At 70.4% G+C, this 13,441-nt stretch carries 15 protein-coding genes; 11 read left to right on the top strand and 4 right to left on the bottom strand.

Going from position 1 to position 13,441, the window contains the following annotated elements; genetic code table 11:
• Positions 1 to 3: 3 nt before the first annotated feature.
• On the bottom strand, positions 4 to 645 hold the full coding sequence (locus tag E6C64_RS14830; protein ID WP_136428247.1) for a TetR/AcrR family transcriptional regulator: 642 nt from the start codon (positions 643 to 645) through the stop codon (positions 4 to 6).
• A 94-nt stretch (positions 646 to 739) separates the two neighbouring features.
• Here E6C64_RS14830 and E6C64_RS14825 point away from each other — a divergent pair, with 94 nt between their 5' ends.
• The 3 genes from E6C64_RS14825 to E6C64_RS14815 are packed head-to-tail and all read left to right on the top strand — an operon-like array spanning position 740 to position 2,586.
• Positions 740 to 1,162 carry a VOC family protein gene (locus E6C64_RS14825; protein WP_136428246.1) on the top strand — a complete coding sequence of 141 codons (423 nt, stop codon included), beginning with the start codon at positions 740 to 742 and terminating at the stop codon, positions 1,160 to 1,162.
• A gap of 57 nt (positions 1,163 to 1,219) precedes the next feature.
• Positions 1,220 to 2,254, top strand: coding sequence for an SDR family oxidoreductase (locus tag E6C64_RS14820; RefSeq protein WP_136428245.1), 1,035 nt, complete (start codon positions 1,220 to 1,222; stop codon positions 2,252 to 2,254).
• Positions 2,251 to 2,586, top strand: coding sequence for a hypothetical protein (locus E6C64_RS14815; RefSeq protein ID WP_136428244.1), 336 nt, complete (start codon positions 2,251 to 2,253; stop codon positions 2,584 to 2,586). Before E6C64_RS14820 ends, E6C64_RS14815 begins: the two co-directional genes overlap by 4 nt.
• Positions 2,587 to 2,642: 56 nt before the next feature.
• Here E6C64_RS14815 and E6C64_RS14810 read toward each other — a convergent pair whose 3' ends face one another.
• On the bottom strand, positions 2,643 to 3,620 hold the full coding sequence (locus E6C64_RS14810; RefSeq protein WP_158437878.1) for an aldo/keto reductase: 978 nt from the start codon (positions 3,618 to 3,620) through the stop codon (positions 2,643 to 2,645).
• Positions 3,621 to 3,873: 253 nt separating this feature from the next.
• Between E6C64_RS14810 and E6C64_RS14805 the strand changes: the two genes are divergently transcribed.
• From E6C64_RS14805 to E6C64_RS14790, 4 genes are read left to right on the top strand one after another with little or no spacing between them, the layout of a single operon-like run.
• The gene (locus E6C64_RS14805) at positions 3,874 to 4,902 is read left to right on the top strand and encodes a glycosyltransferase (protein WP_158437877.1); all 1,029 of its coding nucleotides are present in this window, start codon (positions 3,874 to 3,876) and stop codon (positions 4,900 to 4,902) included.
• The gene (locus tag E6C64_RS14800) at positions 4,899 to 5,726 is read left to right on the top strand and encodes a glycosyltransferase family 2 protein (RefSeq protein ID WP_136428241.1); all 828 of its coding nucleotides are present in this window, start codon (positions 4,899 to 4,901) and stop codon (positions 5,724 to 5,726) included. The genes E6C64_RS14805 and E6C64_RS14800 overlap by 4 nt, the downstream gene beginning before the upstream one ends.
• A complete protein-coding gene (locus E6C64_RS14795) occupies positions 5,723 to 6,850 on the top strand; it encodes a glycosyltransferase (protein WP_136428240.1) in 1,128 nt (375 codons plus the stop codon). The genes E6C64_RS14800 and E6C64_RS14795 overlap by 4 nt, the downstream gene beginning before the upstream one ends.
• 4 nt (positions 6,851 to 6,854) lie before the next feature.
• The gene (locus E6C64_RS14790) at positions 6,855 to 7,748 is read left to right on the top strand and encodes an ATP-grasp fold amidoligase family protein (RefSeq protein WP_136428239.1); all 894 of its coding nucleotides are present in this window, start codon (positions 6,855 to 6,857) and stop codon (positions 7,746 to 7,748) included.
• Here E6C64_RS14790 and E6C64_RS14785 read toward each other — a convergent pair.
• Positions 7,699 to 8,814, bottom strand: coding sequence for a glycosyltransferase (locus E6C64_RS14785; RefSeq protein ID WP_136428238.1), 1,116 nt, complete (start codon positions 8,812 to 8,814; stop codon positions 7,699 to 7,701). The genes E6C64_RS14790 and E6C64_RS14785 overlap by 50 nt on opposite strands.
• 127 nt (positions 8,815 to 8,941) lie before the next feature.
• Between E6C64_RS14785 and E6C64_RS14780 the strand changes: the two genes are divergently transcribed.
• From E6C64_RS14780 to E6C64_RS14770, 3 genes are read left to right on the top strand one after another with little or no spacing between them, the layout of a single operon-like run.
• Entirely contained in the window at positions 8,942 to 9,913 is a 972-nt protein-coding gene (locus E6C64_RS14780) for a WcbI family polysaccharide biosynthesis putative acetyltransferase (protein WP_136428237.1), read from the top strand.
• Entirely contained in the window at positions 9,910 to 10,932 is a 1,023-nt protein-coding gene (locus E6C64_RS14775; RefSeq protein ID WP_136428236.1) for a glycosyltransferase family protein, read from the top strand. The genes E6C64_RS14780 and E6C64_RS14775 overlap by 4 nt, the downstream gene beginning before the upstream one ends.
• Positions 10,929 to 12,266 (top strand): glycosyltransferase family 2 protein, encoded by a 1,338-nt coding sequence (locus tag E6C64_RS14770; RefSeq protein WP_136428235.1) that lies wholly within the window; start codon positions 10,929 to 10,931, stop codon positions 12,264 to 12,266. Before E6C64_RS14775 ends, E6C64_RS14770 begins: the two co-directional genes overlap by 4 nt.
• Positions 12,267 to 12,274: 8 nt before the next feature.
• On the opposite strand, the gene E6C64_RS14765 is transcribed toward E6C64_RS14770, so the two are convergent.
• Complete coding sequence (locus tag E6C64_RS14765; protein ID WP_136428234.1) at positions 12,275 to 12,640, bottom strand: winged helix-turn-helix transcriptional regulator; 366 nt, start codon at positions 12,638 to 12,640, stop codon at positions 12,275 to 12,277.
• Between the two features lie 79 nt (positions 12,641 to 12,719).
• Between E6C64_RS14765 and E6C64_RS14760 the strand changes: the two genes are divergently transcribed.
• Complete coding sequence (locus E6C64_RS14760; RefSeq protein WP_136428233.1) at positions 12,720 to 13,379, top strand: FMN-dependent NADH-azoreductase; 660 nt, start codon at positions 12,720 to 12,722, stop codon at positions 13,377 to 13,379.
• Positions 13,380 to 13,441: the final 62 nt, after the last annotated feature.

The following is a 13,441-nucleotide window of genomic DNA, read 5'->3' as shown; positions in this document are numbered from 1 at the left end:
CGGTCACGGGTTCCAGACGGCCACGATCTCCTGCCAGCTGGGGCCCGGCGCACTGAGCGGCGCGGCATCTCCGGCGCGCAAGGCGGGCGCGAGCAGCTCGAGATACCGACGTCGCAGCCCCGACGTGCGTTCGCCATCGGTCACATGGACCGCGCGCAGCATCTCGAAGAACTGGAGCAGGTCGAAGCCGGAGATGTCCCGCCGGACCACTCCGAGATCCTGGCATCGAGTGAGCAGCTCCTGCATCCGATCACCCAGCCGGCGTCCGGCGGCGTTCAGCTCCTCGCCTGCCGGGAAGGTGCCGGCGAGTGCTCGCATCGAGCCGGCACCCCCATCCATCGCCCCGGCCAGGAATCCGAGGAATGCGCCCCACGGGTCGCCGTCCACTTCGCCGAGCGCACGCGTGGCCTGGTCCTCCACCGACTGCATCGAGAACAGGGCGAGCTGTCGAGCGAGATCGTCTCTGCTGGAGAACCGACGGTAGAGGGACGCGACCCCGACTCCCGCCTCAGCAGCCACCTCCGCCATCGACGCGCGCGGGCGGCTGGTCATGACCTCCATGGCGGCGCGCAGGATGCGGCTGTCATTGGCGGCGGCCTCGGCTTGACGTCCGAGGACGCGCCCATCGCGTGGATCTTCGAGCACCGACTCAGGGTAGCAAGCAAGACGGAATGCTTTCGTCCGTCTGTGTTACGGTGACGCTCTCCACGAATCGTGGACAAGAGCGAAGGAGTCCTCCATGGGTCGAGCCGTTGTCGACTTCGAGATCGAGGGCCTCGACGGAAAGGCCCTCCGCGGCTTCTACAAGGATCTGTTCGACTGGGACGCGCACGTCGATGCGAGCAATCCCGCCGAGTACGGGATGCTGCTCCGAGACGACAACCTCGATGCGTCCGGCAACGGTCTCGGCGGCGCGATCGCCCAGGTGCCGGAGATCCCCTCCACGACCTGGCAGGGCAAGACGCGCGCAGAGGGCCACTCCGGTCAGGTGACCGTGTTCGTCGAGGTTCCGAGCGTCGAGGAAGCGCTGGCGCGGGCGGAAGAGCTGGGTGGCAGGCGCATGCTCGGACCCGACCCGCTCTTCCCCGGTGTGGAGATCGGCAGGTTCGAAGATCCGGAAGGTCACCTCATCGGACTGATCACCGAGCGCCGCTTCGGTTGAGCCGGCTTCGGGGGCGCCTCGCAGTTTGAGTCGGGGGCGCGTGCGTAGGTTGGGCCCATGACTTCCTCAACACCGAGCCAGCACTCGACCTCCAGTTCGGCCATCGCCGTCGTCACCGGAGGCACGGCTGGACTGGGCAGGGCGATCGTGCGCGAACTCGCTTCGCGCGGCTACGACGTCGCGATCCTCGCCCGCGGGCAGGAGGGCCTGGACGGCGCCGTCCACGACGTGACGTCGATGGGTCGGCGGGCTCTCGGGATCTCCACCGACGTCGCGGACGTCGACGCCGTGGAGGCGGCAGCCTCCCGCGTGGAATCCGAGCTGGGGCCCATCGACGTGTGGGTCAACGACGCGATGGTGGGCGTCTTCGGCGAATTCATCAGCACCGACCCCAAGGACTTCGAGCGGGCGTTCGACGTCAACTTCTTCGGCTTCGTCAACGGCACGCGGGCCGCTCTTCGACGCATGCAGCCCCGGAACTCGGGCACGATCGTGCAGATCGGATCGGCACTCGCCCACCGCGGGATCCCGCTCCAGGCCTCGTACTGCGCCGCGAAGCACGCGATCACCGGCTTCAACGAATCGGTCCTCACCGAGCTGCTGCACCAGAAGTCGAAGGTGACGCTGTCGCAGGTGGACATGCCGGCCATGAACACGATCCAGTTCAACTGGGTGAAGTCGCAGCTGCCGGCCCACCCGCAGCCCGTCGCCCCCATCTATCAGCCGGAGATCTGCGCCAAGGTCGTCGTCGACGTCGCGCAGAAGCCGCGGCGTCGCACCTGGGTCGGAGAGCCCACCGTCGCCACAACCCTCGGCAACCGGTTCGGCAGCCGGATCGCCGACTGGTATCTCGCCAAGTCGGGTTACTCGGGCCAGCAGGCGCCCGACGTCACGGAGCCGATGCTCGGCACCAACCTGTACGAGCCGATCGCCGGGGACCATGGCGCCCGGGGAGCGTTCAGCAGCCGCTCCCTGTCAGGCAGCCCGCAGATCTGGGCGATCCGGAATCGGACGGCCGCCTACACCGCTGCGGCCGGGGTCGCGCTCGCCATCCCCGTCATCGGCGCGGTGCGCCGGGCGATGAGTCGATGAGGGCCACTCCGCTGGAGTTGGCGCGCGCTGCGCTCGGCCTCGCCGACGCTCTGGCGACGGCTCGAGTGGGCGAAGTCGAATTCGGCAGACGGCCCACCGCGGACGAGCTGGCGGTGCTCCGCTTCCTCGGCTGGCGTCAGGTCACCCAAGCGTCGATCACCGCACTCGTCGGCGGGCGGCGGCTCGGCGTCGTCGTGGACGCTCTGCATGCGGCATCCATGATCGCGTTGGCGATCTGGGGACCCGCCACGATTCGGCGCGCGGCCGTCAGCGAGTCCGTCATCGCCGGTGCGCTCGCGATCTGGGGCGGTTCGATCCTCCGCCGTCGCTGACTCGAGTCGGCCTCGGCAGAGCTGCTATCAGGAGTCCGCGTCGGCATGCGCTCCCGCTAGGACGAACGGTGCTGTCCGACGGCGACCGAGCTGCCCGCCGCATCCAGCGCTCGGAGCTCGGCCGTGCCCAGCGTGAGATCGCCGGCGTTCAGAATCTCCCGCAGCTGAGCCGCCGAGCGCGCCGAGACGAGCAGGCTGGACACCTCGGGCGTCGACAGCACCCAGGCGATGCTGACGGCCGCTGGCGTGGAGCCGGTCGCCGCGGCGATGCCCTGCACGATATCCAGGACAGCGAAGCCCTGCGGGGTGCAGTAGCCCGCGACGTCGATCATCCGGTCCACCTCGACGCCCACGGGAGCGTCGCGGGTGTACTTGCCTGACAGGAACCCCTTCGCCAGCGCCGAGTGCGCGACGAAGCCGGTCGCTTCGCGGGCCACCATGCGCCGCAGCCGGTCATCGAGACCCGACCGCTCCACGAGGCTGTAGGCACTCTGGGCAACCGCGGGCGCCGCCCATCGACCGGCGAGCGCGGCCACGAGCGACTGCGCGAGCTGGTCGGCGGTGAAGTTGGACACCCCGACGGCGCGGACCTTGCCGGCGCGGACGAGCTCGTCGACGGCCTCGAGGGTCTCGTCGATCGGCACCCGCGAATCCCACAGGTGCAGCGAGAACACATCCACCCGATCGGTCCGCAGGCGGCGCAGCGAGGCGTCGATGCCGAGCCGGATCGCGGTGGCGGACAGGCCGCGCGCCTCGCGGCCCTTGCCGACCTTGGTCGCGAGGACCACCTCGTCGCGGCGGCCGTTGCGCACGAGCCAGTCGCCGATGATCGACTCCGCCTCGCCTCCGGAGTGCCCCTGCACCCACTGCGGGTAGGTGGGCGATGTGTCGATGTGGTTGCCGCCTGCGTCGACGTAGAAGTCGAGGATCCGCCCCGCTTCGCCGGGCGACGCCGTCCAGCCGAAGGTGCTGGTGCCGAGACCGATGGCCGACACCTCGATGCCGGACGATCCCAGAGAACGCAGCTCGTTCATGTCTTCCTCTGCCTTCTCTGCTGTCGGCGACCATCGGCGACCCATAGAATCCTAGACCCTGGAGCCCCCGCGCGGGGGCGCGCCGAACTCGGAGGCGGCCCCAGTCAGGGCCACACGACGATGCTCGCGCTGCCCGGATGGGCGCTCGGCTGCCATTCAGTCCATGTCCGCGCGCGGCCTTAGGCTAGGTCCGCCCCCAGCTGGGGGCGCCGATCCCCAGGAGCGCAGTGCACGAAGGTCGGGGCATCCCCGCGTGATCGGGTACTACGTGCACCACCATGGAGCCGGGCACCTCCATCGCGCCGCCGCACTCGCCGCCGCCGTCGATGATGAGGTCGCCGGCTTCTCCTCCCTCGACGCCCCGGCGGGATGGACCGGACCGTGGACGGTCCTTCCGCTGGACACCGACGCATCGCCTCCGGAGGACGCCTCCGCGAACGGACGACTGCATTGGGTTCCGCTCGGTTCGGTGGGCCTGGCGGATCGGATGGCGACGATCGCGCAGTGGATCGCCCGCGAGAGGCCGTCCTGCTTCGTGATCGACGTCTCGGTCGAGGTGGCGCTGCTCTGCCGCCTGCTCGGAGTGCCCGTGGTCGTGGTCGCCCAGCCGGGAGCGCGCACGGATCCCGCCCACACCCTGGTGTACGACATCGCCGCGGCCGTCATCGCCCCATGGCCCCCCTCCGTCTCGCCCCTCCGCACTGCCGCCGAGCTAGGCGAGCGGCTGCACACGGTGGGCGCGATCAGCCGGACCCCGGTCCGTCCGCCGGGCATCCCCCGGCGCGATGGTTCGATCGTGATCCTGCAGGGCCGTGGAGGCCGCGGCCCGAGCTCGGTCGATCGGGTGTCCGCGAAGCTGCGCGAGGCGGGGATCGGCGATCCGGTCCCGGCAACCGGCTCGGAGCGCGAGATAGCCGATCTGCTGCGGTCGGCGCAGGTGGTGATCGCGCACTGCGGCCAGAACGCCATCGCCGAGATCGCCGCAGCCCGGACGCCTGCCGTCCTGATCGCCGAGGACCGACCGCACGGCGAGCAGAGCGCGATGGCCCGCGCCATCGACGCATCCGACATGCCCGCGACGGTCTTCCCTGTCGACGCGGGTCTCGACCATGACGTCGACCTCGGGCTCGACCTCGACGACCTCGCTCGGACGATCGAGCGCGCCAGGGGCCTCGACGGCGACCTCTGGTCCGGCTGGGTGGACGGAGAGGCGGCCGCCCGCGCCGCTGCCGTCATCCAGCGTGTCGCGGCGTCATCCGCCTCGGGTCGGCACGGCCGATGAAGACGAGCGTCATCACCATCGTGTCGGGACGACGGCGCCATCTCGAGCGTCAGCACGACGCCCTGCTCGCCGGACCCGTGACTCCCGATGAGCATGTCGTGGTCGCGATGGACGAACCCGGGCTCGAGGGCTGGCGCTCCGAGTCCGCTCTCCCCCCGCTGATCCTGCCGATGGAGCGCGTCGACGGCCGGCTCCCGCTGGCCTCTGCACGCAACGCGGGCGCGGCCCGGGCGATCGCGCACGGCGCCGAGCTGCTCGTGTTCCTCGATGTGGACTGCATCCCGGGCCCCGGCCTGCTCTCCCGCTACCAGGCAGCAGCGACGGTCCTTCCGCGCAGCCTGCTCTCCGGAGCAGTCGGCTATCTGGGCCCCGACGAGCACGACCCGGAGACCTTCGCGTCCGCGCGCTTCCCCTCCTTCCGCCCGATGCCTGCTCCCGGCGAGCTGCTCGATGCCGATCCCCTGCTGTTCTGGTCGCTGTCGTTCGCGGTCACCGTCGACACCTGGCGCGAGATCGACGGGTTCGATCCGGGCTACACGGGCTACGGCGCCGAGGACACCGACTTCGCGCAGAGCGCCGTGGTCGCAGGAGTCCCGCACACCTGGGTCGGAGGCGCCGAGGCCTTCCATCAGCACCACGAGTCGCAGCACCCGCCGGTCGATCACCTCGACGACATCCTGCGCAACGGCGCACGGTTCGCCGATAGATGGGGGTTCTGGCCGATGCGGGGCTGGCTGGACGAGTTCGAGAATCAGGGTCTCATCGAGCGCATCTCCACCGGAGAGCACACACCGCCCCGCTACCTGAGGAGGGATCAGCCATGAGGATCGCTGTCCTCTGCCACATGCACCACCCGATCGCTCAGCCGTTCGAAGGCGGAACCGAGGCCCACACGGCCACGATGACGGACATCCTCGTCGCCCGAGGCCACGACGTGACCCTCTTCGCCAAGGAGGGCAGTGGAACGGACGCGCGCCTGCATGCCCTCGTGCCGGCGGAATTCGAGTTCATCCGCACGGCTTCGCCGCTCGTGCGCGAACAGCAGCGGGGCTTCCTCGCCGAGGCGGCTCACCACAGCATCCAGCTCATCGAAGGCGGCGGCTACGACGTGGTCATCAACAACTCGCTCAGCTCGCTGCCCTATCGGGGCCTTCGCGACACCGCCATGCTGACGATCCTGCACACCCCGCCGACCCTCGCCGATGTCACCGCGGTCGTGAGCAGTGCCGGCTGGACCCCGGGAGAGAGGCACGCATACGCCACCGTCTCGCGCGCTAACGCAGCGAGCTGGCGACACCTGCTCCCCTCCGTCGAGGTGGTGTCCAACGGAGTCGATCTGCATCGCTGGCGACCGCGAACCCACCTTCGGCGCCGCCACGCCTTGTGGGCCGCGCGGATCACGCCCGAGAAGGGGCTGCACCTGGCGATCGATGCGGCGCGAGCGGCGGGGATCGCGCTGGAGATCAGCGGTCCGATCGCCCATCGCGCCTACTTCGACGAGCAGATCGTGCCACGGCTCGGTGCCGACGTCCGCTATCGCGGCCACCTGGATCACGATCAGCTGCCCCGTTTCCTGGCCCGCGGAGCGGTCTTCATCGCTTCGCCCCTGTGGGCGGAGCCGTTCGGTCTCAGCGTGGTCGAGGCGATGGCCTGCGGCACCCCCGTCGCCGCTCTGCCGGCCGGCGCCATGCCGGAGCTGATCGCCCCCGCGGCGGGCGCCCTTGCGGCCGACGACAGCGTCGACGCGCTGGCGCAGGCGATCCGCGAGGCGCTGGGGCGCAGCCGGGCGGCGGTCCGCTCGGCCGCAGCCGCATATTCCGATCAGGGCATGGTGGACGGCTACGAGCGCATCCTCCGCCGTCTCACCGGCACCGACGATCCGGACCGACTCGCTGATCCGGCTGCCGCAGCGCACGGGTCTGGCGATCTCGACCTGCAGGCCAGCTGACGCGATGAGCACCCGAGCCCGCCCGCGGGAGCGCAGTCGACTCGTCCAACTCTGGCGGCTTGCGCGCACCTCGAGGCCGCGCACCTTCACCGAGAAGGTCCGCTACAAGATGCTGCGGGATCACCGTCCGCTGCTGGTCACCTTCGCCGACAAGGCGGCGGTGCGCGACTACGTGGTCGCGCGGATCGGCGACGGCTACCTGCCGCGCGCCATCGCCGTGCTCGACGATCCCGACGAGCTGCGCAGCATCGCACTGCCCGATCGCTATGTGCTGAAGCCCACCCACGGCAGCGGTGCGGTCCTCGTCGTCTCACCCGATGCCTCGGAGTCGGCACGACTTCCGGAGGCGGATTCAAGCTGGGTCTATCGGCACGTCCGCCCTGAACACGCCTCGTCGGATCGCCTCGCCGCCATCGGCCGACATTGGATGACCCAACTCTATGGACAGGGACCGAACCGGGAATGGGCCTACGGACACGTGCCGCGGCGGATCATCGTCGAGGAGCTGCTCGAAGACGGCGTCGGCTCGATCCCGGAGGACTTCAAGATCTTCACCTTCCACGGGGAGCCGCGGTTCATCCAGGTCGACGCCGGCCGGTTCGGCGGACGGACCCAGGACTTCTATCGGCCCGACTGGCAGCACCTGGAGATGAGCGGCGGCCCCGCCTGGGCTGATCCGCCTCGTCCCCGGCCGCAGCGACTCGACGAGATGCTCGAGATCGCCCGAAGGCTCGGCGCGGAGACCGACTTCGTGCGGGTCGACCTCTACCACCTGCAGGATCGTGTCGTGCTCGGCGAGCTGACGAGCTACCCCGCAGGCGGCGACAGCCCGTTCTCGCCCGAGAGCTTCAACGCGGAGTTCGGGCGGGCGTGGACCGTGCCCCGGCGGTACCGCTGACGTGCGCGCCTTCTCCTCGAGCGCCGGTCACGGCCCGATAGAGGCGTCCGTGGGCCTCGGTGATCCTCGGCTGCTGGAGGTCGCGCTGGGCGGAACGGCGGCGGATCGACCCCGCGCGCTCCGGCGCAGCGGTGACGGCCTGGTCGATCGCCCGCGCCATCGAGCGCGCGGTGGACGACTGCGAGCCGGTGTCGAACGCGAACACCCCATCCGCGTGCTGATCGATCAGATGTCCGATCGCGGGGGCGAGCACCGGCACCCCGAGATCCCAGCAGAGCTCGAGCCATCCCGAGTGCGTGCCGTGTCGGTACGGAAGGATCGCCGCACTCAGTCGCGCGATCGAGGCCGCCAGCGCGTCGTCGTCGAGGCGGGAGTGCACCTGCAGCTCGATCGCCGGATCGGCATCCGCCAACGCCCGCACCTGACGCTCGGCCTCGTGGTCACGAACTCGCTCGTGCAGGTGCACTTCGAGGACAGCACCGTCTCCCGCTCCGTCTGCGCGGAGGCGCAGCGCTTCCGCCGCCGCCGCGACGGTGCCGGGACCGTCGACGCCGGGTCGGAGATCCTTCAGATGGATGCCGATCCTCGGGCGGCCCGTCGGAGCGAGGGCGGCGAATCGATCGGCCCGCTCCAGCATCCGCGGATGCGGGATGACGACCGCGTTCCTTCCCCATCGGGCGGCGATCTCGGCCGCGGCCCCCGCGGTCAGCGTCACCACGGCGTCCGCCGCACCAATGAGCAGGTCGAGCTGCGCGAGATGGACTGTTTGATCGACGAGCTGCGGGTTCTGGAGGTCGTGCACGGTGAGGACGAACGGCCGTCCCACCTCCGCCAGGGCATCGAGCACGCCTCGCATATGGGCCGGCGCGAATGACTCCATGCCGAAGTGGACGTGCATCACGTCGAAGGCGTGCGCATTGGCGCGCACCCAGTCCGCATCCCACATCACCGGGGGCCACCACTGACCGGGGCCGGCACCCGGTGGGGTCGGATCCGGCAGCACATCGAGACCTCGGAGGCTCCCCTGGACGTACGGATGCCCGGCCGGGATGGAGGCGATGCGCACCTGCCGACACTACGACAGGTCTGACGCGTGCGCGCGCCAGCCGGTCGATGCCACGATGGGAGGTCAGGGGGTCCGCAGTCCGATCGACTGAACGGTCGAGAAGCGGGAAGGGCGGCGGATGTCCACGATGACGACGGCCGACCCGCATCCGGAGCCTGACGCGGACGCGGTGGAGCTGTCGGGACGCACGCTGCACTACGGGGCGTTCTACGGCGTCACGGAGATCGCCTCGGATCGGCCGATCCTGCTCGTGCACGGCAACTGCCAGGCCGAATCGATCCGGATCATGCTCAGCGGCACCGACGTGGAGACCGTCCGGATCCCTCCCGTCCACGAGCTGACCGAGGCGGACGTCCCGCATCTCGACCGTCTGCTCGGCCGCGCCTCCTACCTCGTCAGTCAACCGGTCCGAGCCGACTACCACTCGCTGTCGCTCGGAACTCAGCAGCTCGTCGACCGGCTGAGCCGCGGAGCGCGCACCGCGCTCATCCCGGTCGTGCGCTTCGCCGGGCTCTACCCGTTCCACGCCATCGTGCGACCCCCGACCGATCCGTCGCTCAGCCCACCGCTCGTCGCGTACCACGACCTGCGCACCCTCGCCGAGGCCGGGCGGCTGCTCCGTGGCGAGGCTGCCGGCGGACGAACGGAGGAGACAGACCCCACCTCGGAGCAGGTCCACGACATCGCGCGGGCATCGCTCCGCGAGCTCCAGACGCGGGAGCAGCACCACGGCACCGTCCGCGCCTCCGACCTCTTCGACTCCCCCGACTTCGAGGCGATGCGCACCCTCAACCACCCCGGTAACCGCATCTTCGCGGCGCTCGCGGATCGCCTCCGCACCGCTCTCGGCCTCGGGGCGGGGGCGGCCGTTCCGAGGCGCCCGCTGCTGAACAGCGTCCACGCTCCGCGATCGGCCGCCGTGATCGAGGCCTATGGGTTGAACGCTGAGCCGCGAGCGCACTGGCTCGTCGACGGGCGGGAGCTCTCCGAGGACGAGGTCCGAGTGGCCCACCTCGACTGGTATCGGGCGCATCCCGATGCGGTGACAGCAGGACTCACGAGGCACGCCTTCGCCCTGACGACGCTGGGGCTCCGATGAGCGATCCGAGCAGGCGGCCGCCCGCGCAGCTCATCGTCGGTCCCCCCGAGCACGGCGTCGTCGGCTATGCGCGATCGCTGGCCTCCGCTCTCCACGCGGCGCAGCATCCTGAAGCACCGGCCGACGGCGAACGAGTCGATCGGGCCCATCTGCACTTCACCGACCGACTGTTCGGCCCGGATCCGGAGCGCGCGGCTGCTCGGATCGGAGAGCTCGCGCAGCAGCGCAGTCTCTCCGTCACGCTGCACGACATCCCGCAGCCGTCGGATGGAGAGACGAGCCTGATCCGCCGCGCCGCGGCGTATCGCTCCGTGATCCGCGCGGCCCGCGGTGTCGTCTGCAACAGCGAGCACGAGGCCGAGCTCATCCGTCGGCACGTGGACGCCGACGCGGTCCTCGAGGTCATCCCTCTGCCCGTCGAGTCTCCGTTCGAGGGATCGACCGGCGGAGCGACTGCTGCCCCGACCGCTTCATCCGAGCCGACCGTCGCCATCGTCGGCTTCATCTACCCGGGCAAGGGGCATCGCGAGGCCATCGACGCGCTCGCGGACGCCCGTGAGCGCCACGGATCGGACGGGCTCCCCCGCACGGTCACCGCGTTCGGGCGGGCATCCGCCGGTCACGAGCGGGATGTCGACGCCCTGCGCGCGCACGCCGAGCGACGAGGCGTCGGCTTCGAGACCACCGGCTACCTGACCGACGACGAGCTGATGGCGCGCTGCGTCGCAGCGGCCGTGCCGCTCAGCGCCCATCAGCACATCTCCGCGTCCGGATCGATCAACACCTGGCTGCGCGCAGGGCGACGGCCACTCGTGCTCAGCGGCCGCTACGCCCGGGAGATGGAGGCGCTCCGACCGGGCTCTCTCCGGCTCGTCGATTCCCACGACCTTCCCGATGCGATCGCCGATTCGGCTCGTCGCCCTCCGCTCACCCGTTTGGCGAGCACGGTCTCGCTGCGCCCTCTGCTCGCCGACACGGTCGAGGCCTACGTCGCCTGGTGGCGGAGCGTCTCCTGGTGATCGGCTCCACCGTGCCCGGCAATCGCTGGGATCTCGCTCCTGAGCCGGCCGAGGGCGGCTCGACCGCTGCCCGGATCTCCGTGGTGATCGTGCACTTCGAGCAGCGCACCGAGCTGGCCCGCACCCTGGCTGCCCTCGCCCGGCAGACATCCCCAGCGGCCGAGATCATCGTCGTCGACGACGGCTCGACTCGACCGCCCGACGTGGGCCCAGGGGTCCGCCTCCTCCTGCAGGAGGACCTCGGCTTCCGCGTGGCTGCCGCCCGCAACGCGGGTGCCGCCGTGGCCACCGGAGACGTGCTCTGCTTCCTGGACGCGGACACAGCTCCCGAGGCCGGATACCTCGAAGCGATCGGCCGACTCCCCCGCACGCTCCCCGACGCTCTCGTCGTCGGCCGCCGACGGCACGCCGATCTGTCGGCGGGCGATGTTTCCGCGGCGGTCGAGATTTCGGGTGTCGCCAATCTGCTCCCCGAGCCCCAGTGGCTGATCGACGCCTACCGGCGCACGCGGGACCTGCTCGAGGTGGACGACACCTCCTACCGGTACGTCATCGGCGCGGTCATGGCCTGCAGCCGATGGCTCTTCGACGAGATCGGCGGCTTCGATGAGTCGTTCTCCGCCTACGGAGGCGAGGACTGGGACTTCGCCTACCGCGCGTGGCTGCACGGCGCGATCCTCGCGCATGAGCCGCATGCGGTGGCCTGGCACGACGGCCCGGAGTTCGCGGGCCGCAGCGACGACGCGGCGAGGAGGGATCAGAAGGCGCTCGAGACCCTCGCCGTCGCCCGATCGATTCCTGCTCCCGGCGCCCGCGGGTCAGGGCTGTTCTGGTCGGCCGCCGACGTGGTGGCGGTGATCGCCCCTGCGATGACAGCCGCGGCCGCGGTGATCACGATCGACGGCCTGCTCGCCGCCGTCCCCTCGCTCGCCGTCGTCGTCGCCCGGTCCGAGTGGAGCGACCGCATTCAGGACCCTCGGGTGCTCGTCGACGACGACCTGCATGCACGCCTCTCGTCCGGGCCGATCGGCGCCCTGCCCGCTCCGATCGATCGCGTGCGACGCGTGATCCGGTGCCGGGCTCCGCTCACCATCCCCGCGGGCGGCGGAGAGCTGCCGACACTGCTCAACGCCGCGGAGACGCAGCGCTGGGCCCTGACCCGGGTGCTGGTGGACGGCCGTCTTGCGCTCGACATCGTCGATGTCGGTGCGGATCGGCGGAGACGCCGATGGGCGGACGACTCCCTCCATCCGGATCGGGAGGTCCAGGCCACCGGCCTGCGGCTGCTGGATGACGGGGTGAGCATCGCTGCCCGCTTCGGCGGCTGGTCGTAGCCGGCGAGCTACCTGCTCGCGTTGGCTCGAACCGACGCCGCCAGCGCAGGGTCGAGATTCGACGACGCCCACGAGCCCAGCTGGCGCAGCAGCGGCATCAGCTCGATGCCCGCCTTGGCGAGGCTGTACCGGACGATCGTGGGCGGGCCGGCGTCCACCTCGCGCGTGACGAGTCCGGCGTCGGCGAGATCGGTCAGCCTCGAGGAGAGCACCGCATCGCTGATCCCCGGCACGGCCCGACGGACGGCGGAGTAGGTGATCGCGCCGTTTCCGAGCACCTCGAGGATCATGCCGTTCCAGGGCTTGCCGAGGATGGCGAAGGCGAGCGACACCGTGGCGTCGCACATCCGTCCCTCATGCTCGTCGAGTTGCATCCCACGATCCTATCGCTATGCTGGCCATAGTTGCTCTGTTTTACAGAGTTGCTTCACAAGCCATAGCGATTGGATTCGAATGACCCTGTTCCGTCTGGATGCAAGCATCTCGCCCGCGACGTCCGCCAGCCGCGAGCTGGGAGACCTCGTCGAGGCGGAATGGCTCGCCGCGCACCCGGGCGACACGGTCGTCCGCCGCGACCTCGCCGCCGATCCCGTGCCGGCGCACATCTGGCCGCTCGCCGTCTCGACGCAGTTCCTGCGGCTCGAAGACCTCGACCCCGCGCAGCGCGAGGCCGCAGACCTCGCCCGCACCCTGGCGGACGAGCTGCTGAACGCGGACGCCCTCCTGCTCGATGTGCCGCTCTACAACTTCGGCGTCTCGCAGCACGTGAAGACCTGGTTCGACGTCGTCTACACGACGCCGGAGCTCGGCCCTCAAGGCTCGGGGCTGGCCGGCAAGCCCGCCGTCCTCAACACTGTCCTCGGCGGCAACTACGGTCCCGGAACCCCTCGTGAGGGCTGGGATCACTCCACCGGCTGGCTCCGCCGGGTGATGGAGGACGTCTGGAAGCTCGACCTCACCGTTATCCAGCGCTCCTTCACGCTGGTCGGAGTCAACCCGGCTCTCGACTCGTTCGCCGACATGGCCGCCGATTTGAAGGTCGAGGCGGAGGCCGCCGCAATCGAGGCCGGCCAGCGTCTGGCGGAGCGCATCTCGGAGCCGTCCGCGGTCTGACCCACCGCGAGTGAGAAGCCGAAAAGTGCGGCTATCCGATGATCATTCCCGCACTTTTCGGC

Source organism: Naasia lichenicola, from assembly GCF_004801885.1.
GTDB lineage: Bacteria > Actinomycetota > Actinomycetes > Actinomycetales > Microbacteriaceae > Naasia > Naasia lichenicola.
Note: the sequence above shows the minus strand (reverse complement) of the source record. Positions and strands in the feature narration are given on the sequence as shown.